The 19,714-nt window shown below is 34.1% G+C and carries 20 protein-coding genes and 1 pseudogene; 2 read left to right on the top strand and 19 right to left on the bottom strand.

The window, feature by feature from the left end; all coding sequences use genetic code 11:
* Positions 1-89: 89 nt before the first annotated feature.
* From AC1DVP_RS15380 to AC1DVP_RS15455, 16 genes are all read right to left on the bottom strand, one after another.
* Positions 90-380, bottom strand: coding sequence for a heavy metal-binding domain-containing protein (locus AC1DVP_RS15380; RefSeq protein ID WP_477184373.1), 291 nt, complete (start codon positions 378-380; stop codon positions 90-92).
* A 316-nt stretch (positions 381-696) separates the two neighbouring features.
* A complete protein-coding gene (locus AC1DVP_RS15385) occupies positions 697-1,116 on the bottom strand; it encodes a hypothetical protein (RefSeq protein ID WP_477184374.1) in 420 nt (139 codons plus the stop codon).
* A gap of 138 nt (positions 1,117-1,254) precedes the next feature.
* Positions 1,255-2,469 (bottom strand): efflux RND transporter periplasmic adaptor subunit, encoded by a 1,215-nt coding sequence (locus AC1DVP_RS15390; RefSeq protein WP_477184375.1) that lies wholly within the window; start codon positions 2,467-2,469, stop codon positions 1,255-1,257.
* Between the two features lie 8 nt (positions 2,470-2,477).
* A complete protein-coding gene (locus AC1DVP_RS15395; RefSeq protein WP_477184376.1) occupies positions 2,478-3,725 on the bottom strand; it encodes a heavy metal-binding domain-containing protein in 1,248 nt (415 codons plus the stop codon).
* Positions 3,726-3,727: 2 nt separating this feature from the next.
* Positions 3,728-4,981, bottom strand: a complete 1,254-nt coding sequence (locus AC1DVP_RS15400; RefSeq protein ID WP_477184377.1) for a TolC family protein — start codon at positions 4,979-4,981, stop codon at positions 3,728-3,730.
* Positions 4,968-6,905, bottom strand: a complete 1,938-nt coding sequence (locus AC1DVP_RS15405) for an efflux RND transporter permease subunit (protein WP_477184378.1) — start codon at positions 6,903-6,905, stop codon at positions 4,968-4,970. The genes AC1DVP_RS15400 and AC1DVP_RS15405 overlap by 14 nt, the downstream gene beginning before the upstream one ends.
* A 1-nt stretch (position 6,906) precedes the next feature.
* A complete protein-coding gene (locus tag AC1DVP_RS15410) occupies positions 6,907-8,196 on the bottom strand; it encodes an efflux RND transporter permease subunit (protein WP_477184379.1) in 1,290 nt (429 codons plus the stop codon).
* A gap of 5 nt (positions 8,197-8,201) precedes the next feature.
* Positions 8,202-8,672 carry a heme-binding domain-containing protein gene (locus AC1DVP_RS15415; protein ID WP_477184380.1) on the bottom strand — a complete coding sequence of 157 codons (471 nt, stop codon included), beginning with the start codon at positions 8,670-8,672 and terminating at the stop codon, positions 8,202-8,204.
* Position 8,673: 1 nt separating this feature from the next.
* Positions 8,674-9,240: a DUF3347 domain-containing protein gene (locus tag AC1DVP_RS15420; RefSeq protein WP_477184381.1), complete on the bottom strand. Its 567-nt coding sequence runs from the start codon at positions 9,238-9,240 to the stop codon at positions 8,674-8,676.
* A 31-nt stretch (positions 9,241-9,271) separates the two neighbouring features.
* A complete protein-coding gene (locus tag AC1DVP_RS15425) occupies positions 9,272-9,889 on the bottom strand; it encodes a heavy metal-binding domain-containing protein (protein WP_477184382.1) in 618 nt (205 codons plus the stop codon).
* Between the two features lie 222 nt (positions 9,890-10,111).
* A complete protein-coding gene (locus AC1DVP_RS15430) occupies positions 10,112-10,480 on the bottom strand; it encodes a hypothetical protein (RefSeq protein ID WP_477184383.1) in 369 nt (122 codons plus the stop codon).
* Positions 10,481-10,589: 109 nt separating this feature from the next.
* Positions 10,590-11,024 carry a hypothetical protein gene (locus AC1DVP_RS15435; protein ID WP_477184384.1) on the bottom strand — a complete coding sequence of 145 codons (435 nt, stop codon included), beginning with the start codon at positions 11,022-11,024 and terminating at the stop codon, positions 10,590-10,592.
* 78 nt (positions 11,025-11,102) lie between these two features.
* Positions 11,103-11,672 carry a Crp/Fnr family transcriptional regulator gene (locus AC1DVP_RS15440; protein ID WP_477184385.1) on the bottom strand — a complete coding sequence of 190 codons (570 nt, stop codon included), beginning with the start codon at positions 11,670-11,672 and terminating at the stop codon, positions 11,103-11,105.
* A gap of 249 nt (positions 11,673-11,921) precedes the next feature.
* Positions 11,922-12,299 (bottom strand): hypothetical protein, encoded by a 378-nt coding sequence (locus AC1DVP_RS15445; RefSeq protein ID WP_477184386.1) that lies wholly within the window; start codon positions 12,297-12,299, stop codon positions 11,922-11,924.
* A 101-nt stretch (positions 12,300-12,400) separates the two neighbouring features.
* The gene (locus AC1DVP_RS15450) at positions 12,401-15,022 is read right to left on the bottom strand and encodes a glycoside hydrolase family 31 protein (protein ID WP_477184387.1); all 2,622 of its coding nucleotides are present in this window, start codon (positions 15,020-15,022) and stop codon (positions 12,401-12,403) included.
* Between the two features lie 49 nt (positions 15,023-15,071).
* Positions 15,072-16,718, bottom strand: a complete 1,647-nt coding sequence (locus AC1DVP_RS15455; protein ID WP_477184388.1) for an alpha-L-fucosidase — start codon at positions 16,716-16,718, stop codon at positions 15,072-15,074.
* Between the two features lie 247 nt (positions 16,719-16,965).
* On the opposite strand from AC1DVP_RS15455, the gene AC1DVP_RS15460 reads away from it, so the two are divergent.
* Positions 16,966-17,847, top strand: a complete 882-nt coding sequence (locus AC1DVP_RS15460; protein ID WP_477184389.1) for a helix-turn-helix domain-containing protein — start codon at positions 16,966-16,968, stop codon at positions 17,845-17,847.
* Positions 17,848-18,207: 360 nt separating this feature from the next.
* On the opposite strand, the gene AC1DVP_RS15465 is transcribed toward AC1DVP_RS15460, so the two are convergent.
* Together AC1DVP_RS15465 and AC1DVP_RS15470 are read right to left on the bottom strand one after the other, a co-directional pair.
* Positions 18,208-18,708: a nuclear transport factor 2 family protein gene (locus AC1DVP_RS15465; protein ID WP_477184390.1), complete on the bottom strand. Its 501-nt coding sequence runs from the start codon at positions 18,706-18,708 to the stop codon at positions 18,208-18,210.
* Between the two features lie 31 nt (positions 18,709-18,739).
* Positions 18,740-19,117: a nuclear transport factor 2 family protein gene (locus AC1DVP_RS15470; protein ID WP_477184391.1), complete on the bottom strand. Its 378-nt coding sequence runs from the start codon at positions 19,115-19,117 to the stop codon at positions 18,740-18,742.
* A 110-nt stretch (positions 19,118-19,227) separates the two neighbouring features.
* On the opposite strand from AC1DVP_RS15470, the gene AC1DVP_RS15475 reads away from it, so the two are divergent.
* Positions 19,228-19,560 carry a winged helix-turn-helix transcriptional regulator gene (locus AC1DVP_RS15475; RefSeq protein ID WP_477184392.1) on the top strand — a complete coding sequence of 111 codons (333 nt, stop codon included), beginning with the start codon at positions 19,228-19,230 and terminating at the stop codon, positions 19,558-19,560.
* Positions 19,561-19,597: 37 nt separating this feature from the next.
* Here AC1DVP_RS15475 and AC1DVP_RS15480 read toward each other — a convergent pair.
* A pseudogene (locus tag AC1DVP_RS15480) lies at positions 19,598-19,711 on the bottom strand (IS982 family transposase); the annotation flags it as partial.
* Between the last annotated feature and the right edge of the window lie 3 nt (positions 19,712-19,714).

The raw sequence follows: 19,714 nt of genomic DNA on the forward strand, positions 1-19,714 counted from the left end.
TTAATGCCATCTGTAATTAAATAACCTAAATTAACCTTGCTAAATTCATAAAAAGATTAATTTAGGCAACCCAAGTAAATTATATTTTATTATTTGCCGTTTTCTGTTTTCTCAGGGACAGGCTCTGTTAGTTTCATCCCGCATTTAGGGCATTTGTCATTCAGTTTCCCCTGTACTTCTGGATGCATTGGACAGGCGTACATTTTTGCTTGATTGTTCATCATTTTAGTTTTATCATTCATCACTGTGCTATCATTACTCGTTATAGTACCATCATTATCCATCATATGGGGATTATCTGATGTCGCTTCTTTGTTTTTTTGGTTACAAGAAGCCAATACGAAAGCCATTACTATGGCCGAAAAGAGTATTTTTTTCATTTTATCTAGTTTTAATTTACAGATTACTTTCTGTCATATAAATATATAATTTACTGTTTTGCAAACTGTTACACTATTATTTTTCTAGTTTGTGTAATTCGCACCAAACCATTTAAAAGTTTTTAAGTGATTTTTAAAGAGTTTACTTATTTTCGATGCTCAGGAGTATTTTTTTACATCTTCATTCTTATTGCAAAGAATTTTTATTAAAATACTTAATTTAAGAAACTTAGTCAGTAACCTTTCAAACAATTTGAGCAGGATTATAGCTAAAAAAACAAATGATTCGTTTAGCCACGAACCATTTGTTAAAAAATTATTTTTTTGATTTTTCGTTATTCATCTTTTGTTCTAACAATAAGCAATGGGCAGCACAGGCATGGAGTTTGTAATTTTCATGTACGCTACCCATATTATGACCTTTTGGATCTAGTATTTCACATTTTTCTTCCTGTGTTTTGCCTACATTAAGCACGTTTTCACCTTTTATATTGTAATATGAACCATTCTTTTTAGCCCTACCCAACTTGTTCCCTTTAGAATCAATAACATTACCATTTACATCAATAAAATAAATGGTCTTACCTTCATTATTTTTCACAATATCCTCTTTGGTAATAAATCCTAATTTGTTCCAACCGTGATCATAAATTTCACCCTTTTTATTTATATAAATTTTTTCATTTTGGGTGGAGTTCGATTTTGTTTGTGCATTGGCATTTAACGAGATTACCATTAAAAACATCGTTAATAGTAAACCTTTTTTTGTCGAAATTAACCTTTGAGTTCTCATAATAAAAATATTTAATTATTCTTCAGTTCCGCTGTTGACCGTTCTTCAGTATCGCTGTTACCCGATTTTTATATTCTAAAATCACATCTTCATCCCCTCCATTGGATCACTTCCTTTGCGGAATTTATACTCGCTGTTTATAGCATAAGCACCCGTAATTACAACTTTTTTTGTGGGATCCAAATCGGATTTGATTTCGATCATTCCATTGGTTTCTATGCCTGTTTCTACCATAACATTTTCAAAAATTCCCGGTCTTTTTTCAACCCAAATATAGGAAGCGTTTTCTTCTCGAATAACCGCATCAATCGGTATAAAAATTCCTTTTGCATTGGATTGGGTCAATTTTACAACCGCCTGCATTCCTGGTTTTAATTGTAAGCCTTGATTTGGAATTTCCATTCGGATTAACAGCAATCGAGTGTCGGGATTAATTTCTGGATTAATAAATGCTACTCTGGTATTTATTGTTTTATCCGGGAAATCAGTAAAAGAAACACTAGCTTTTTGACCTATTTTTAAACTTTTGGCATAGTTTACGTTTACTTGTGTTTCGAGCCAAAGACTATTCAGATCAGCCAATTTTATTATTCCCGATCCTTCCATTACATAACTTCCTTCTGTAACTGCAATTTCTGAAATTGTTCCGCTATAAGTGCTGTAAAATATAGTGTTTGGCGAAACATCTTTATTGGTTTTAATGCTTTCAATTTGGGCATTGGTAAGACCATAAAAAAGAAGTTTTTGTTTAGCTCCAATTAGCATATTTTTTGCATTTTTTCCAAAATCACCCGGCATCAGCAGTTGTTTATATGCCACATAATAATCCTGCTTTGCAATGGCAATATCTTCGCTATACAATTCATAAACGGGTTGATTTTTAAAAACATAATCACCAACAGTTTTGAAAAACAACTTTTCAATTCGTCCCATTGCTCTTACAGAAATGGTGTTGATTTTCTCCTGATTAATGGTTAAGACTCCCGTATAATTTTGATTTAAGCTATTTTGAGTTTCTGTAATAGCTTGAGTAGTGATATTACCCAATCGGATTTGCTGTTTACTCAGACTTATTTCATTTGGGTCAGTATCACTTTTTTTGGCTGGGGCTAACGCCATATGGCAAATAGGACATTTTCCAGGCATATCTTCTTTTATTTGCGGATCCATAGAACAAGTGTAGAAAATTGTTTCATCTGTCATTTTATGCCCACTATGATCTTCCTTATTCTTAGAATTGCAAGCAACAAAAAATAATATTAGTAGAATACTGCCGTTTTTTATCTTTCTCATCATTTTTATCTTTACTTGGTTTTAATGAAACTTTCGCTGTCAATCAGATATTGTGCATTTTGGGCAATCACATCTCCCACTGAAATACCTCCAATAATTTGAACAAAATCGTCTATTTCAAGACCTGTTTGTATGGCTGTTGCTTTGAAACCATTGTCCATTCTCACAAAAACTATTTTTTTCTCCCCCACGCTAACCAAAGCTTGTTTTTGCAGCCAAATTGCCTTTGCTGAATTCAATTGTATAACACCTTGTAATCTTGTGCCAATGGGTAATTTTAGATTTTCATTATTCAGATACGCTCGAATTCTATTCGTTTTATCGGTTGGATCTAATTGTGTTTCCACAAAATTTATTTTTGCGTAAATGATGTTTTTTACATCCAACTCCGAAGTAATATCGATAGATTGATTGATTTTCATAAGACTGTTGTATCCTTGTAAAACATTGAAAACTCCCCAAACTTTTTCGGTATTCATTAATTTGAAAACCACTTCCCCTTTCTTAATATAGCTTCCTTCTTTTACATCTAATGTTTCTGTATTGCTGTTTGTATTTAACATTGGAGAAGTGTCAGAATTAGTCATTTTTTCGGTTCCTGTAATGATTCCGTTTGCAGGACTATAAATAACAATCACTGGGTTCACTTTTTTGGCGGAAGCCAATGCATTTACCTGATTATTGGTCATTCCATAAAGCAATAATTTCTGCTTGGCTGCATTAATAATCGATGAGTTTTGACTGTCATTAGAAATCAAATAGATGAAATTTTGCTGTTCGGTTAATAATTCCGGACTGTATATTTTAAATATTTTTTGGCCCTTATCTACTTTTTGGTATTTGTAATTGACGTACATTTTCTCTATCCGGCCATTTATTCGAGCTGAAATATTCACAGATGAATTTGGGTCGTAAACTACCGTTCCAGGCAAACTGATTTCACTACTTATAACCGTATCCTTTGCAGTTGTGGTTTGATAATTGCCTACTACAAAATTATCGGTGGGTTTCAAAAGATCGTCAATAGAATCATTTTTTTCAGAATGGTCTTCGTTTACTTTTTTCACTAAAGTCATTCCGCAAATGGGACAATTACCTGGTTTATTTTTGATGATTTGCGGATGCATCGAGCAAGTGTAAACATCGTTTAGATGTTCCATTTCCGAATGATTATTTGATTTCATGGCAAAGAAATAGATTGCAATTCCAACAATAAAAATCGCAATTCCAATTAAACCATATTTTATTATATTATTCATACTTAATTGGTTTCAAGTTGTTTTTCGATTTCTGCTTGTGTTGTTAAAATCGATTTTAATTTATCCAACGCATCGATTTGAGTCATATTCATTGCTTCCCATGCTTCTAAAGCCACGAATAAATCCCCTGTGTTATTTTGCCAAGCCAAAATTGCGGTATCATAGTTTCGTTTTAAGGCTGGAATAATGTTGTCTTGCGTAATTTGGTATTGCTTTTTCAAGTTCAAAAATTCAGCATTCATACCTTTTATCATTCCGCTGGCTTCGTTGGCAATCATTTGCTTTTGCCAATCCAAACTTTCGTTTTTAATGCGATAGCTATTCATATTAGCTTTGTTCATTTTGGTTGACCAAGATACCGGAATCGTCATCATTCCCATCAACGAAAATTGCTGTGGCTGATTCCCAAAAGCAAACATATGATCGTATTTTACGCCAAATTCCGGTCTAGTGCCTGCTTTCTCAACTTCGATTTTATTGTTATTGATTTCCTTAGTTTTATCAATGGCTTTGATATCACTGCGGTTGTTGATATAGGGAGACAAATCAGCTTCAAGAAGATTAAAATCCTTAATCTCGTAATTGGAATCAATTTCAAAATCCTCATTTTTATCACGAGCCATCAAGGTGCTGAGCATGTATTTTCGCTGTAAAGCATCATTCTCTAACATCACAATCATGCTTTGCAAAGAGGCATATTGAGATTTGGCTTTGTAATACGATGGCAATTTATCCATATTGTACTGATAGCGTATTTCCATGCTTTTGATCATATACTCCAAAAGCTGAAGATTGTCATGGGCAATTTTTGTCTTTTTCTTAATGATTATCCATTCATAATAATAGGATTTGGCCAATGCATTTAATTGGTTTAATGTGAAATTTTTATTTTCACTTTCAACCGACGACATCGCTTTCATCAAATTTTCATTAGCATTTAGCTTAGAGGCATTCGGAATCATTTGAGTAACGCCTAACATATAATTGCCCATTCCCGACCCCATTTCATTGGCTTTCCATAGATTGGCATTGTATGGAGTCATAAAGAAACCTGCTTCCACTTGTGGAGCCATCCAACTTCTGGCTCCTTTTGCCGATGCATCCATACTTTGAATGTCGGCATCATACATTTTCAATTGTGGATTATTTGTTTTGATTGTACTCAAAACATTGTCCAACGTAAGTGTTTGAGCTTTACCATCCGTAAAGCTTAGAATCAAACAGCTTAGGGCGATATAAAATTTAATGTTTTGCATCTATAAGAGTAATTTTTCCATTTGTTTTTAATTCGCGAAGTTTCACCATTTCGAAAACAACAGGGGTTACTAATAATACATAAATCGTTGAAGTAATTGTTCCTCCAATGAGCGGAACAGTGATAGGGAGCATTACATCTGCTCCGGTTCCCGTTGCCCAAAGAATGGGAATCAGGCCAAATAATGAAACGGAAACCGTCATCAGTTTTGGGCGCAATCGCTTGGCAGAACCTTCAATAATATATTTTCTTATTATTTCTTCTGTTAAGTTTTCTTTGCTGTTACCATATTTTTCGACCATTTTGTTCATAGCTTCATTCAAATAAATGGTAATCAGCATTGCCGTTTCGATCGCCAAACCAAATAAGGCTATAAAACCAACAGCCACTGCTACCGACAAGTTGATACCATAAAAATAGACCATAAAAACACCGCCGATTAATGCAAACGGTACTGTTATCATCGTAATCAAAGCCTCTTTCATAGATCGATAAGTGAAATATAGAATGAGGAAAATAATCACGACAACAATTGGCAATATCAAACTCAATGTTTTGTTGGCTCTGATTTGGTTTTCCCATTGACCGCTCCATTCCACATAGTAGCCTTTAGGCATTTTGGTCATCATCTCATTCAGTTTTGCCTGTGCTTCTTTGACTGTACTTCCCAAATCACGGTCACGGACATTAAACAACACACTGCCCCGGAGCATAGCATTTTCTCTGTTTATCATTGGCGGGCCATCACTTATTTTTACATCGGCAACCGTTTCCAAAGGAATGGGACCAAAATCCATTGTTTGTACCTGCATTTTTTTCAAGGCTTCAATGCTATTTCGGTATTCTTGTGCATATCTTGCGTTGACCGAAAAACGCTGTCTTCCTTCAATGGTTGTGGTGAGTTTCATTCCTCCAATAGAAGCTTCAACAACAGTATTTATGTCGTCAATTGAAAGTCCATATCTGCCAATGACTTCCCGTTTGGGTATAATATCAATGTATTTCCCACCCGTAATGGGTTCAGCATACAAATCTTTTACTCCCGAAGTTCCTTCCAATGCCATTTTTATTTTTTGTGATAAAGCATTAATGGTGTCCAAACTTTCGCCGTATATTTTTATTCCTACATCGGTTCTGATACCCGTCGAAAGCATATTAATCCGATTAATAATCGGTTGCGTAAAACCATTGGTAACTCCTGGTATTTGCAGTTTATTGTTGATTTCATTTATGATATCCGCTTTTGTTTTACCCTCTCTCCATTCTTGGCGGGGCTTTAGCAAAACAATTGTTTCAATCATACTTATGGGGCTGTTATCGGTTGCCGTATTGGCTCTGCCTGCTTTTCCCAAAACATGAGCCACTTCGGGAATTGATTTTATCAATCGGTCCTGTACCTGCAAAATTCGTTTCACTTCAGAATTGGAAACGTCTGGTAAGGTTACCGGCATAAACAAAACAGAACCTTCGTCAAGCGGAGGCATAAATTCTGACCCTAAACGAGTAAACATCAGCACGCCGATTAACAGCGCCACAATATTGACCGCTAAAACTGTTTTTCTCCATTTTAAGCAAAAAGTCAAAATGGGAGTGTAAATGCTTTCCAGCTTTCTGTTTATTGGATTTTTTTCTTCTGGACGGAGTTTCCCTTTCAGTAAAAAACTTATTAGCACTGGTGTTAGCGTGATTGCCAAAAAGGCATCAACAATAAGAATAAAGGACTTTGTATAGGCCAATGGGCTAAAAAGTTTGCCTTCCATTCCTGTGAGAAGAAACACAGGCAGAAAAGACGCAATTACAATTATTGTTGAATAAAAAACACCCGGACCCACCAATTTAGATGATGCTTCAATTATCTTGAGTTTTTCTTCTGAAGATAATGGGTCTTGTTCTTTTTTGAATATTTTTAATAGTTTCTCTTTCATCTTAAACAGATTCTTTATTGTTAACCATTTCTTCCTGCTTATCCGAAATATTTCGATAAGCATTTTCTACCATTACAATACCATCATCAACCACAACCCCAATCGCCAATGCAATTCCGGTTAATGACATAATATTGGAAGAAATACCGAAAGCCTCAAGTAAAATAAAACCCACAGCTACTGAAATAGGAAGCTGAATAAGGATAATCAAAGCACTTCGCCAATGAAAAAGAAAAAAAAGAATGACAATGGAAACAGCAATCATCTCTTCGATTAGTGTTCCTTTGACCGATTCAATTGCTTTCTCAATCAATTCGCTTCTGTCATAAGAAGTCTTAAAAGTAACGCCTTCAGGCAATCCTTTCTCTACTTCTTTCATTTTGGCTTTGACCGCTTTTATGACTTTATCGGCATTTTCTCCGTAGCGCATTACCACAATTCCTCCGACTACTTCACCCGTTCCGTTTTCATCAAAAATACCTAGCCGCAAATCACCTCCCATTTGGATAGAACCAATATCTTTAACTTTTACAGGAATAGAATTGTAATTTTTAATGGCAATCTCTTCGACGTCCTTTATGTTTTTAATATATCCTAACCCCCGTATGATATAAGACATATCACTCATTTCGAATTTTCGTCCTCCCACATCATTATTATTTGCCTTGACTGCATTCATCACTTCCATCATGCTTACTTTGTAATGCTGCATTTTCAAAGGATCTAAAACCAATTGATATTGTTTTTCAAAACCTCCAAAAGAAGCTACTTCAGCAACTCCGGGAACAGTTTGTAATGCGAATTTCACATACCAATCCTGTAAGGCTCTTTGCTCCCCCAAATCCATACCATTTGCATCTAAATGATACCAAAAAATATGACCAACACCCGTACCATCTGGTCCAAGCGTAGGAACCACATTTTGAGGCAAAAGACGCTGGGCATAATTCAGCCTTTCTAAAACCCTGGTTCTTGCCCAATAGATATCTACATTATCCTCAAAAACTATATATACGAAGCTCATTCCAAACATAGAAGCACCGCGAATATTCTTGACTTTTGGGATTCCTTGTAGATTAGACACCAAAGGATAGGTTACCTGTGCTTCGATAACCTGCGGACTTCTTCCCATCCACTCCGTAAATACAATTACTTGATTTTCGGATAAATCGGGAATGGCATCAATAGGATTTTGCTGCACGCTATAAACACCCCAAGCAAATAAACAGGCCGAAACGAGCAGGACTATAAATCGGTTTTTTAATGAAAATGATATTAATTTTTCTACCATAATATTCAGTATTTAGAGGAAAGGCTATCTCTGATTCTCAGAATCCAAGTTATGACTTTCTGTTTTTGACTATCAGAAAGTATTGCGTTTTTGTGTATCAATGTATATGAAGCCAATGGCATATCATTCGACCTGATTTCTTTCATTATAGCTTTCAATTTACTATTCTGCCTGCGTTTTGAATAATTCCCATATTCATTGAAATTCAAATTCTCCTTCCCTTCATCTATATGATTTTTCATAAAAATTCCAACGGGTTGAATATTTGAATACCAAGGATAATTGGTATTATTGCTGTGACAATCATAACAAGAGGTTCGCAATATCGTTTTTACATTTTTAGGCACATTATATACTTTTGTAAAATCTGCAGTTAAATCCTGCTCTAACGCAATGTTTCGAGCAGGACGATATAACTGTAACAACAAAAAAATAATTATTCCAATAATAAATACCTTTCTAAAGATTCCTTTCATATTAGAACTCTTTTCTCACGGAACCACAAGTAAGCATTTCCGAACCGAAATAAGGGTTTTTGATGTCTTTCTCCTCACTTATCCAAATAGCACCTTTGCCTTCATCAGCCATTGGGCAAAAATCCTGATACAGTTTTTGTTCTGTCCCAAAAGTTTTTATCAAATCGTTGATATCTTTGCTCATTAAGACAAAATGTTCTCTTTGGTGAACAATGTTTCCGCCATTATCTCCAATATGTTCAGCGTGTTCTTTAACATCATCGGCAATATCCATATAGGTTTTCATCTGTTCACCAGATAATTTTTTCATATCAATTTTTCCCAAAGTCTCCACCATTGTTTTTCCTGCATCGGAAGCTCCATTAGAATCATCTTTGGTCAACGCATTTTTTAAAGACAAATAATTAGCTACAATATCTTTAATGGAAAAGGAATTAGGATTAACCTTTACAGTTACAATTTCAGGTGCATTTGTTGTTGAATCAACTGTTTCTTCTTGTTTGTTTTTTTGGTTACAAGAAACCAATACGAATGATATTACTGTAACTGTAAGAATTATTTTTTTCATTTTTTTCATTTTAAATTATTGAAAGATTGGTTTACTGTTTATGGTCTTCTTTTGGAGTCATTTCCATACCGCATTTAGGACATTTTCCTGGTTCATCAGAAGTAGAGCCATCCATTGGACAAACATATTTTGTCACAACTTTGCTTGTTGGCCGGCTTCCTTTTAACGGATGTGTATCAACTTTTTCTGTTACTTTTACCATATCCATTCCGCATTTAGAACATTGACCAGGTTTGTCAGAGACTGTGCCGTCCATTGAGCAAACATATTTTGTCACAGTTTTACTCATCGGTTGGCTTCCTTTTAGAGCGTGGGTATCTACTTTCTCAGTAGTTTTCACCATTGCCATTGCGCATTTAGAACATTTACCCGGTTTATCAGAAGTTGAACCATCCATTGGGCAAACATATTTTGTCACTGTTTTAGTCATAGGCTGACTGCCTTTAAGAGCATAAGTATTCATTTTTTCGGTGGTTTTTACCAAAACCATTCCACATTTTGAACATTTACCTGCACTTGAACTTGTCTCGTCAGGATGTGAAGGACAGATATAAATTGTTTTTTGTTCTTCCTTTTTTATAGCGTTTTGTGCAGATGCTACATTAATTACTGTTAAGAATACGCTTAATACGATAATTAAATTTTTCATTTTTTCTGATTTTAATAAACAAGAAATTGACATCGTCGAAAAACCCGATTTTGTGAATTTCCGCTTTGGTTTAAGTTTAAATAATTTTGAATTAAGTAGTTGATTGAATGATAAAATAATAGCAATAAACTATAATTTAATAATCCAATTAACCAATAGAAAAATGATTTTAAAGCAAGAATTGCTTCGAATTTGACACACTTATGGCTGTCAAAATTTGATTTAGCTTATTTTTGGTATAAGCCATAAAGAATTGAAACCAGAAGAAATATTGGTTTCATAGTTGTAAAATTTTTGTTTTGCCGAAGAGAAACTAAAACGATTGGTTTCAATGTTCCATTCCGTAATCGAAACAGATGTATTGTAAGAAAAAGCACATCCACATTTCGAATGATTGCATTTACCGCCACAACCTTCGTGGCTTTTATTTTTTGAATGACTATCCTTTTTACAACAATCGCCATTACAGGTTTTAGAAGAAATCTCTTTTCGAGAAGAATGTTTAGCTGAATTGTTTTCACACGCAAAAACACCATTTGGCATCAGTAAGAAGCCAAATAATACGATTACTAAAATGTGAAATTTATTCATTTTTACTTTTCTTATCTCAGTCCAAAATTAATCAATTTATAATTATTGACTGCAAATAACATGTTAAAAACGTAATAAAGATAAATCAAAAAAGGATTAGCCTTTTTAATTAGCTATTTAATTCATAATTTACACACCATTTATAGGCAAATATTGTACTCCAACCCCCCAGTAGATGATGCGCAATATCTAAAAAAAAATGTACGTCCATTCCTTCGCCCATTGAAAGATGTTTAATTTGGTGTCCAACAAAAAATAAAGTATATAAAAGTGTTAAGATAAAGACAAACCATCTGAATTTTTTGCCTTCAAAAGTTTGGACAGCTATCTGAATGATAACGTTTATTATTGCCACTGTGACAATAATCCATAATCCTATTATGCCCGGATCTTTGATAAGAAAGTGAAAATCATTTTTCATACCACATTCTACAATGTCCGTAATCATCATTAAAAGAAGCAGAAACAACATTCCGCTCCAACCTTTGGTTATAATGTTTCTAGTTTGTATATATTCTTCTTTTTGTACGTTTAAATTGCTCATAATTTTTGTTTTTAAATGATAAAAACAAAAATAGACAGGAACAAATGAAAGCTACTGAACATTTGTTAAAATATAAGTTTATTTGATTTTTTTTCTAATACGGCTCAAATGCTGCGGCGTAATGCCAAGGTAAGAAGCTAAATAATTCAAGGGTACGGTCTGCACCAAAATTGGATTATTGCCTAAAATGAATTTATATCGTTTGTCTGCAGAATTATTTATTAAAATAGAAATTCGCTTATTCATTTCGGCTACTATATTTTCGGTTGACTTTCGTCCAAATTCCTGCATAACAGGCACTTTTTTATAGATCATTTCCAAATCTTCTTTAGTAATCACAAGTAATTCGGCAGCAGTTATTGCTTGTATGCCTTCGGTAGAAGGGATTTGAGTATTGAGACTTGTATGTGATGTTACAAAAGTGTTCTGTAATGGAAAATAATGCGTAACTTCTTCTCCATCGTCGTCAAAATGAAACATTCTCAAGACTCCAGACTGTATAAATGCTATTTCATTACATTGTTTACCAATTCCCAAAAAATATTCCTCTTTTGCCAAGCTAATATACTTGAAAAACGAAAGTACAAAGTCAATTTCGACAGTGGTAATTGAAATAGTATTATTTATTAGATTTCTTAAACTGTCCATAGTTTGATGTCTTTCCTCAATAATTTTTTCAGCTTCTAAAACTTGATTTTTTAAATAATCCAGATGATTATTTATTGTTCTGGCCTCTTCATTAGTACCCTTAACTTTAGACCCTTCTCCCGACCATCTTTTGAGATTTACATGCTTGTTTGCACTAAACTCAAACCATTATCGATTGTTACTCTCATATAAATGATCTACAAATGCCTCAGCAGAATCGTTCAATGCAAAAATAAAAGCTTTTAGATCTCAATTTAGAGGAGCGAGAAATATAGATTTCTTCTTGTTGTTCAGATTATCCAATCTTTTTGCATAATCCCCAGCTTTACACTTGATCCGAAATTTAATGAATATAAATAATATAACCCAATAGCTAGGTTGACCAAAATAATAATACGACATTGTATTGGCTCTTATTTCTGTCCAATTCGACATTGGAGAAGATGAATTTTCAGTTGCCGCACTTGACCAAAAAGCATAACTATAAAAATTTAACGGTGCATATTGGGCGTGTAAATAATATCCGTATTCGTGCATTAATAACCTTCCACCATCAGAATCTAAACCATTTTTTAAATAATCATTATAAAACCAAGGAGATGTGTGAATTGTTCCTAAATATGTCATATTATAGACACTGCCTCCTGACTGATAGGCATTAAATTGTACGTTTGCTCCAAAAAAAGAATGAGGCTCGCGAGCTTTATACTTGCCTGTTGAGCTGGTTGTTATTTCTTAACATCAATTCTATTTCCATTGTATTTTACCGAAATATTTGTTTTTCCTCTTTCGATGCCGGTACCGTTTGATTCGTCAACCCAAACAATATTAAACACACGGTTTTCGATTAATCCATTAAAAATTTCACCTTTTCGTTTTCCAATTGTAAGGGTTTGTTTTTGTTCGTTCCATTCAAAAGGTATGATAGAAAAAGCTCCTTTCTCATAGTTGTAATTTACGCCTTCATCCTCATAAAGCTCAAACTTGCCATTAGCGCCTGCATATATTCTAAGCTCAAGATTTTCAGCAGGCTTTTCGTTTGTGTACTGCATTTTTTCAGCCATTGGAATTATAGAACCCGATTTTACATATAGCGGAATGGTTGAAAGAGACGCAGGTGTTTGTACAGTTTGCCCGCCTTTACACTGTTTTCCTGTCCAAAAGTTATACCATCCTGATTGATTTACTGGCAAGTAAACATCCCAATTCTCCACACCTTCTGAAACAACAGGAGCAACAAGAAAGGCAGATCCAAACATATACTGATACTTTTGCTGAAGTGCTTTTGCATCATTTGCAAAATCCATAATCAGCGGACGCATCAAGGTTCCGTTTTTAAAAGTTATATTGGCTGCTTGTGAATAAATATAGGGAAGCAGACGATAACGAAAGTTCAAATATTTTAAAGATTCGGCTTCTACTTTTTCCCCGAATCTCCAGAATTCAGTATTCGTTTGATATCCGTGTACTCTTTGTAAAGGACAGAATGTGGCAAACTGAAACCATCTTAAAAAACGTTCGTGAAATTTAGTATCCGTGTATTGACTTTCTCCGGGACGGAAGAAACCTCCTGCATCAAAAGTCCACCAGGGTAATCCTGTTATGGAATAATTTAGTCCAGCTGTTAGCTGTCTGCGCAAGGTTTCCCAGTCGTTACCTATATCTCCGGTCCAAACTGCTGTTGCGTAACGCTGTTGTCCGGAAAATCCGCTTCTGGTAAGAATAAAAACTCTTTTGTCCGGAGCATCCTTGCGTGAACCTTCGTATACAGTTTTTGTTACATACATCGGATAAACATTTCGCATTTGCTCTCCGGGAATTGTTCCGTTATTTATTTTTCTGTTTACTAAATCATCGTTTTCCGGTTCAGTAGCATCCTGCCACCAAGCATCAATTTCATAAGGTTTTAAGAGTTTTTCACTAAAACTCTTCCAATAATAATTTGCTGCATCAGGATTAAAAAAATCAACCCATTGGGTATTTGGGATATAGTAATTTTTCTTATCAAATTCTTTACCAAGCACACTTTCTTTATCTATTTTAGACCAAACGGAAAGCATCAGCCGCATATTCATTTGATGTAATTCCTTTACCATTGCAGACGGATCTGGAAACAAATCTTCATCGAATTTCATCGAATTCCAACCGTATTTCCCCCAATACTGCCAATCCTGAACTATTAGATCCATTGGTAATTTTTTCTCTCTGAATGATCTGGCATTCTCAAGCAAATCATCTTGAGTCATAAAGCGCTCACGGCAATGAATATATCCTAATGACCATATTGGCATAAGCGGAGCCTGACCTGTCAGATTACGATAGCTTGAAATAACCTCATCTGAATTTCCGGCAAAAACAACATAATCAAGCATATTAGCAACAGGAGATCTAAATACTGTTTCATTGATAACTTTGCGGTAATATACTACAGGAAGATCGTTTTTTTCACCTGTTACCAAAATGTCATGTTTACCTGCTGTTAATTTAACTAATGTACTTGTTGTTGGCGGAAGCCAATGATTTTTAAAATTAATAACCTCTTTTCCATCGATTGTCAATTGCCATTTTCTAGCCATTTTTTGCCCCACATCGAGCAGAATGGCATATTCACCATTATCATTAACCGTAAAATTTCCAGTAAATACACCGTCTTGGCGGGTTTCCTTTTGTGTTCCGTTAGTAGTCGTAACAGCTACAGTAATAGCTTCTCCACTTGTACCTGCTGACTTTAAAGTAACAATACTATCCGCAGGGTTAAAATCAGTAAGTCCGTAATTATGCCATAGCAAACCATAACCTTTGCTTGACATAATAAATGGAATAGCAATTTGAGTATTTACCTGAGTTAATCTTCTAGGCAGTCCCTTAATATCCAAATGTCCGTCCTGAAACTGACCTGTACCAAAAATATATTCGTCGGGTAAAGTACTAAAACCTTGTTCCACAATATGGCAAGGTTCTCCTTGTACTGAACTTGTTTTAAAAATACGGCCATCAGGTTTTTCGCTAAGAAAAACTTTCCCCTCATGGTTGCGATAAGATAATGCTCCACTCTTTTTATCTACTACCACAGTCATTTTTGATGTAGTAATTTCAATGAGTGAGTTGGACTCCGAAACCTTAAAATCTGGTACCATAACTTTTGAAGTAAAAACCAATTCAGGAATTTGATTTTCCATTTTCAAACCATACTGAACTCTTACGGTATTTTCGGTTAGAGGACTTACATGCAGTTCACCTTTATCGAGAGATATGACTACTTTATCATTATGCTTTTTATAACTCTTAAAGACTTGTCCAATACAAAACATTGGAATCAGTAAGACAAATAGAATTGTTATTTGCTTCATTTTTTTCAATTAATATTTATGTAGAATTCTAAAATAAAATCAACTTACATTATGATAGAATTTCCAAAGCATTAGCATAAGAAGCTTCTGGTTTTTGATTTGGAAAATATACTTCAAGAGTATTTGAATTCTGTTTGAACTGTAGTTTTTCTCCTGTACTAACTAGTCTTATCTGTCTTATTTCCTCCTTACGATGTGGATTAGATTTTCCTAAATTTTTAATAATTACAGTACCGCTTTCTGGCCAGGCCATTACGGTAGCATAAAGGATTTTATCTTTTTGCACAAAACGAATATCTTCTGATGTAAAAGGCTTTCCTTTTCCTTCGTTAAAACCTTGAGCTGTTAAAGCTCCAGCACTTCCTAATTGAGGCCCTTCGCCAAATATTTTCCAAGGACGGGTTCCATAAATACTTTTGCTGTTTAGTTTCATCCAAACGCCAATTTCTTTTACAATTTGACGTTCTAATTCGTCGATACTCCCATCTCCTCTTACCGGAATGTTCAACATTAAATTCCCGTTTTTACTTACTGCATCTATCAGGGTATGAATAACTGTTTTAGCCAACTTATAACTTTTTCTTTCATAAACCCCACGGTCATAATGCCAGTTACCAAGACAAGTATCTGTCTGCCAAGGCAAAGGTTCAATATCATTACCTTGTCCTTTTTCGATATCCCAAACTAAGGCTTTTTTTTGCTGCTCGTCTAATATTTTACCCGTAATTACTGACTGAACAGTTTTGTTTTTTTCGAGACTTTTATTGTACATGTGTGCCGCAATGCGTAAACCTGCATCACTAACAGGCCACAAGGGTAATGCTGTGTCGTCAAAATAAATCATATCAGGATTGTATTTGTCAATCAAATCAATAGTGCGGTCATGAAAATTCTCCATGTACGCTTCTGATGGTTTTGCAACTCCATTTCCCCAGTTCCATTGGCTGTGTATCGCACCATTATCGGAGCTTCTTTCACTTAATGAATGATTTTGGGCGTATAATTCCTGAGGATCTAAACCTTCCCACCAAGTTCCTTTTCCATCAGCTTTAGTCAATTTTCCATCATAAGGAACTCCTGCTAAAGGACCATTTTTGTCAGAACGCTGAGCCGTTTCAAACCAACTCCAAGCATGGGCTGCGTGAACACTCACCGCAAAAGGCAAACCTGCTTTACGTGCTGCTTTTTCCCAACCTCCAATAATATCTTTTTTTGGACCCATTTTTGTTGAATTCCAATTAGGCTGATACTTACTGTCATACAGATCTAAATTATCATGATGATTAGCCATTGCCATAAAATATTTGGCTCCAGAATCTTTATATAAATTGACCAACTCTTCTGGATTCCAGTTGTCGGCTTTCCAAACATTGATTACATCTTTAAAACCAAATTTTGATGGATGTCCGTATTTTTCAACATGATATTTATATTGCCAGGAATCTTCCTGATACATTCCTCTGGCATACCAATCGCCTGCTTCTGGTTCACATTGAGGTCCCCAATGCGCCCACATTCCAAATTTGGCATCACGAAACCAATCAGGAACTTGGTATTTTTCCAATGAATCCCAAGTAGGTTCGAAAGATCCCTTGGAAACAGGATTGTTAAAAATATTGATTTGTCCTAATAAAGGTGACAAGTAGAGTCCTGCCAGTGCTGTTGTGCCTAATTTTAAAGCATTTCGTCTGTTCATTATTTTTATGATTATATAATAATTTATATATTTCCGACTTTATTAATTTTATTTGTTTATCAATAAAATAATCTTATAATTTAATAATATTACACCTATTTAATATATAAATTTTATTATTAATTTTTTTTACTATTTATTTAAAAACAATCAATAACAAATGTAAAATACACACTTATAAATTTAATTATCCAAAACCGATTTTTTATTACTCAAAAACGATTTTTTTTATCCTTTTAATATTATTATGTCAAAAAACACTTTCAAATATTCGTTTCCACTGTTACACATTGATTATGTAAAACTTAACAACAAATGGAATTTTAACAATGTAATTAGTCCTTATTATCGACTGTATTACATTGATGAAGGAATGGGATCTATTTCAAATAGTTCGGATAAATTAATTTTAGAACCCGGTTACTTATATCTTATTCCAAGTTTTACCATTTGCAATTTGAATTGTGAAAAATATTTGAGTCAATATTTCATTCAGTTTTTTGAGGAATCTCCTGATGGGATTTCGTTGTTTAACCAGAATAGAAATGTAATGAAATTGCCCGCTGCTGAAATCGACATCATTCTTATCAAACAAATGCTGCAAGGCAATCCCAGAAGAGGAATTAATCGGTCAGAAAACCCGAAAGTCTATGAAAAAGAAGCTTATTACAAGGAATATCTGGCTCTKAATAATGAAATGAAAATGCATTTAATATTTGAAAATCAAGGAATTATTCTTTTCTTGATTTCTAAATTTTTAAATACAAAGGAGTTTAAAACAAACCATTCGCAATCTGTACCTTCCAAAATATTAGATACGATGAGTTATGTACAGCTTCACATAAGTGAAAATATTATGGTGTCTCAATTAGCCCGAAGAGTCAATCAGAATGAGGATTATTTTTCCAAACAATTTCTGATTCATACAGGACAAAGACCGATGAAATATATCCATGAAAAAAAAATCGAAAGAGCACAATACCTCATAGCTACCAGTGATAAAACATTTTTGGAAATCGCTTTAGATACCGGATTCTCGAACCTGCCTCACTTTTCAAAAATATTCAAACAAATAGTGAGCCTGACCCCAGGAGAATATCGTCATCAGAACAGTAAACTTTCCATGTAATTTTCTATGCACATACATTTTCAATACACAATGTTTAAAGAAAGCAATAAACTGTAACAATTGCTTTTTAAGAAACTATTAATCTTTCTAAAACACTAGAAAAAACTAACTGTCCATATCAAACTAGTTATCAAAATGGCAGCTTTTAGAAGAATATTTGATAAACAACAGTAGATTTCCATCTTTATCTTTATAGTATAAATTTCGAATAATAAAGTTGTTCTTTTACAGCTTTATTAAGCGCAATACGGTTAACTTTTAGCAGTTCAGTATAGTTGGTTTGCAATTTTTCTGTAAGCAAAGAGAGAGTACCCTAAACAGAATGCTCTCTCGTGACTTTATTTCTTGTGACCAAAAAAATTATTTCCAAAACTCGTCTTCAGCAGATTGGTCTTCAGAAAACAACCAAACTTGAACAATTTTTCCATCTGCAACTTCATACAAATCGCTACCATTCATATCAACAGTTTTAGCACCACTTTTAGCACTAAAACGAACCGGGCAAGAAACAAAATTTCCATTAGCCATCATTGCTCCTGCTGGTTTGATTACCAATGAGCCTTGTGTTGCTCCCATCATATCGCTAAGCATTTTGCCAATGGCATCAAGTCCAGTTTTTGTTCCAGAAAATTTATTGTTTCCAGGTTGGTGCCATTTTGCATTAGGACTGAAATACGAAAATGCTGTAGGAATGTCTCCTTTTGAAAGTGCTATTGAATAAGCCTCTACTGCTTCTTTTGCTGTCATTTTAGTTGTTTTTAAATTATTTATTTTTTTTGAATTATCAGCTGCTTGCGCTTGAGTAATTGATGTACCTAATGTTAAGAATAATGCAAGTGCGATTATTTTTTTTACGATCATTTTCATATTATTTAGAGATTAAAATTTTATTTTAGAACATCGGATTATTATTTGCAGGTGTATCAGGCATCTGCATCATAGCATCCCAATGCTCAACTAATTTATCTTTTTCAACACGATAAATATCAATAAAGCGCCATTCCTTTCCTGCCATTTCATAACGAGAATGAAGAGAAACAATATCACCTTCTGCTAAAACGTGCTTAAATTCGATTTTTTGCTTTGACACGCCTTGTGAAATTAACATTTGAACTAATGCTTTTACACCATCTTGTCCATCGGGAGTTGAAGGATTATGCTGTAAGAAATCTTTACTCATAAATTCATCCACACCCGTACTATCCAAATCGCCAAAAATTCTTTGGTAAGCTGTAATTACTAATTGTTTGTTTTTTTCTACTGGTGCCATATAAATATTTTAAAATTATTTTTTTCAAAATTAAATTACTTTTTACCTTTGCACAAGTACCTACATATAAGTACAGTACTTACTTAATGGTTAGATATACTGATTATACTATGGAAAAAATTCAAAAAATAATTTCACAATCAGATGAAAATTGCCCTGTAAGAAAGTCATTAAAACTTTTAGGCGGTAAATGGACCTTATTAATTCTATTTCAAATAAACGATAGAGTAATAAGATATGGTGAGCTAAAAAGAACCATTCCTGGTATTAGCGAAAAAATGCTGATACAAGAATTAAATTTTTTAGTAGAACATAAATTCGTTTCTAAAAAAGCATTCCCAGAGATTCCACCAAGAGTTGAATACAGTTTGACCAAACTTGGATTGAATACTTTACCAGTCATCGACAGGCTTGCTTTATTTGGTTTGGAAAACTTAAAATAAATGGCTACTACCAACAGTACCTTTGCATCTGCGGATTCTTTCTTTTTCGTTTGTTGTAAACACTTCTTTCTATTTTATCAAACAAATAAGTTCCTTTCAAACCCCTAAACAATTGATGTTCAGAATCTATTGATAGAAATTCAGTAGTAATAAT

It is taken from the genome of Flavobacterium sp. P3_A6, assembly GCF_056403035.1.

Excerpts from the sequence above, each read along its gene's own strand:
- AC1DVP_RS15380 (WP_477184373.1), bottom strand. The coding sequence starts at position 380 with ATGAAAAAAATACTCTTTTCGGCCATAGTAATGGCTTTCGTATTGGCT.
- AC1DVP_RS15385 (WP_477184374.1), bottom strand. The coding sequence starts at position 1,116 with ATGGTAATCTCGTTAAATGCCAATGCACAAACAAAATCGAACTCCACC.
- AC1DVP_RS15390 (WP_477184375.1), bottom strand. The coding sequence starts at position 2,469 with ATGATGAGAAAGATAAAAAACGGCAGTATTCTACTAATATTATTTTTT.
- AC1DVP_RS15395 (WP_477184376.1), bottom strand. The coding sequence starts at position 3,725 with ATGAATAATATAATAAAATATGGTTTAATTGGAATTGCGATTTTTATT.
- AC1DVP_RS15400 (WP_477184377.1), bottom strand. The coding sequence starts at position 4,981 with ATGCAAAACATTAAATTTTATATCGCCCTAAGCTGTTTGATTCTAAGC.
- AC1DVP_RS15405 (WP_477184378.1), bottom strand. The coding sequence starts at position 6,905 with ATGAAAGAGAAACTATTAAAAATATTCAAAAAAGAACAAGACCCATTA.
- AC1DVP_RS15410 (WP_477184379.1), bottom strand. The coding sequence starts at position 8,196 with ATGGTAGAAAAATTAATATCATTTTCATTAAAAAACCGATTTATAGTC.
- AC1DVP_RS15415 (WP_477184380.1), bottom strand. The coding sequence starts at position 8,672 with ATGAAAGGAATCTTTAGAAAGGTATTTATTATTGGAATAATTATTTTT.
- AC1DVP_RS15420 (WP_477184381.1), bottom strand. The coding sequence starts at position 9,240 with ATGAAAAAAATAATTCTTACAGTTACAGTAATATCATTCGTATTGGTT.
- AC1DVP_RS15425 (WP_477184382.1), bottom strand. The coding sequence starts at position 9,889 with ATGAAAAATTTAATTATCGTATTAAGCGTATTCTTAACAGTAATTAAT.
- AC1DVP_RS15430 (WP_477184383.1), bottom strand. The coding sequence starts at position 10,480 with ATGAATAAATTTCACATTTTAGTAATCGTATTATTTGGCTTCTTACTG.
- AC1DVP_RS15435 (WP_477184384.1), bottom strand. The coding sequence starts at position 11,024 with ATGAGCAATTTAAACGTACAAAAAGAAGAATATATACAAACTAGAAAC.
- AC1DVP_RS15440 (WP_477184385.1), bottom strand. The coding sequence starts at position 11,672 with ATGGACAGTTTAAGAAATCTAATAAATAATACTATTTCAATTACCACT.
- AC1DVP_RS15445 (WP_477184386.1), bottom strand. The coding sequence starts at position 12,299 with ATGACATATTTAGGAACAATTCACACATCTCCTTGGTTTTATAATGAT.
- AC1DVP_RS15450 (WP_477184387.1), bottom strand. The coding sequence starts at position 15,022 with ATGAAGCAAATAACAATTCTATTTGTCTTACTGATTCCAATGTTTTGT.
- AC1DVP_RS15455 (WP_477184388.1), bottom strand. The coding sequence starts at position 16,718 with ATGAACAGACGAAATGCTTTAAAATTAGGCACAACAGCACTGGCAGGA.
- AC1DVP_RS15465 (WP_477184390.1), bottom strand. The coding sequence starts at position 18,708 with ATGATCGTAAAAAAAATAATCGCACTTGCATTATTCTTAACATTAGGT.
- AC1DVP_RS15470 (WP_477184391.1), bottom strand. The coding sequence starts at position 19,117 with ATGGCACCAGTAGAAAAAAACAAACAATTAGTAATTACAGCTTACCAA.
- AC1DVP_RS15475 (WP_477184392.1), top strand. The coding sequence starts at position 19,228 with ATGGAAAAAATTCAAAAAATAATTTCACAATCAGATGAAAATTGCCCT.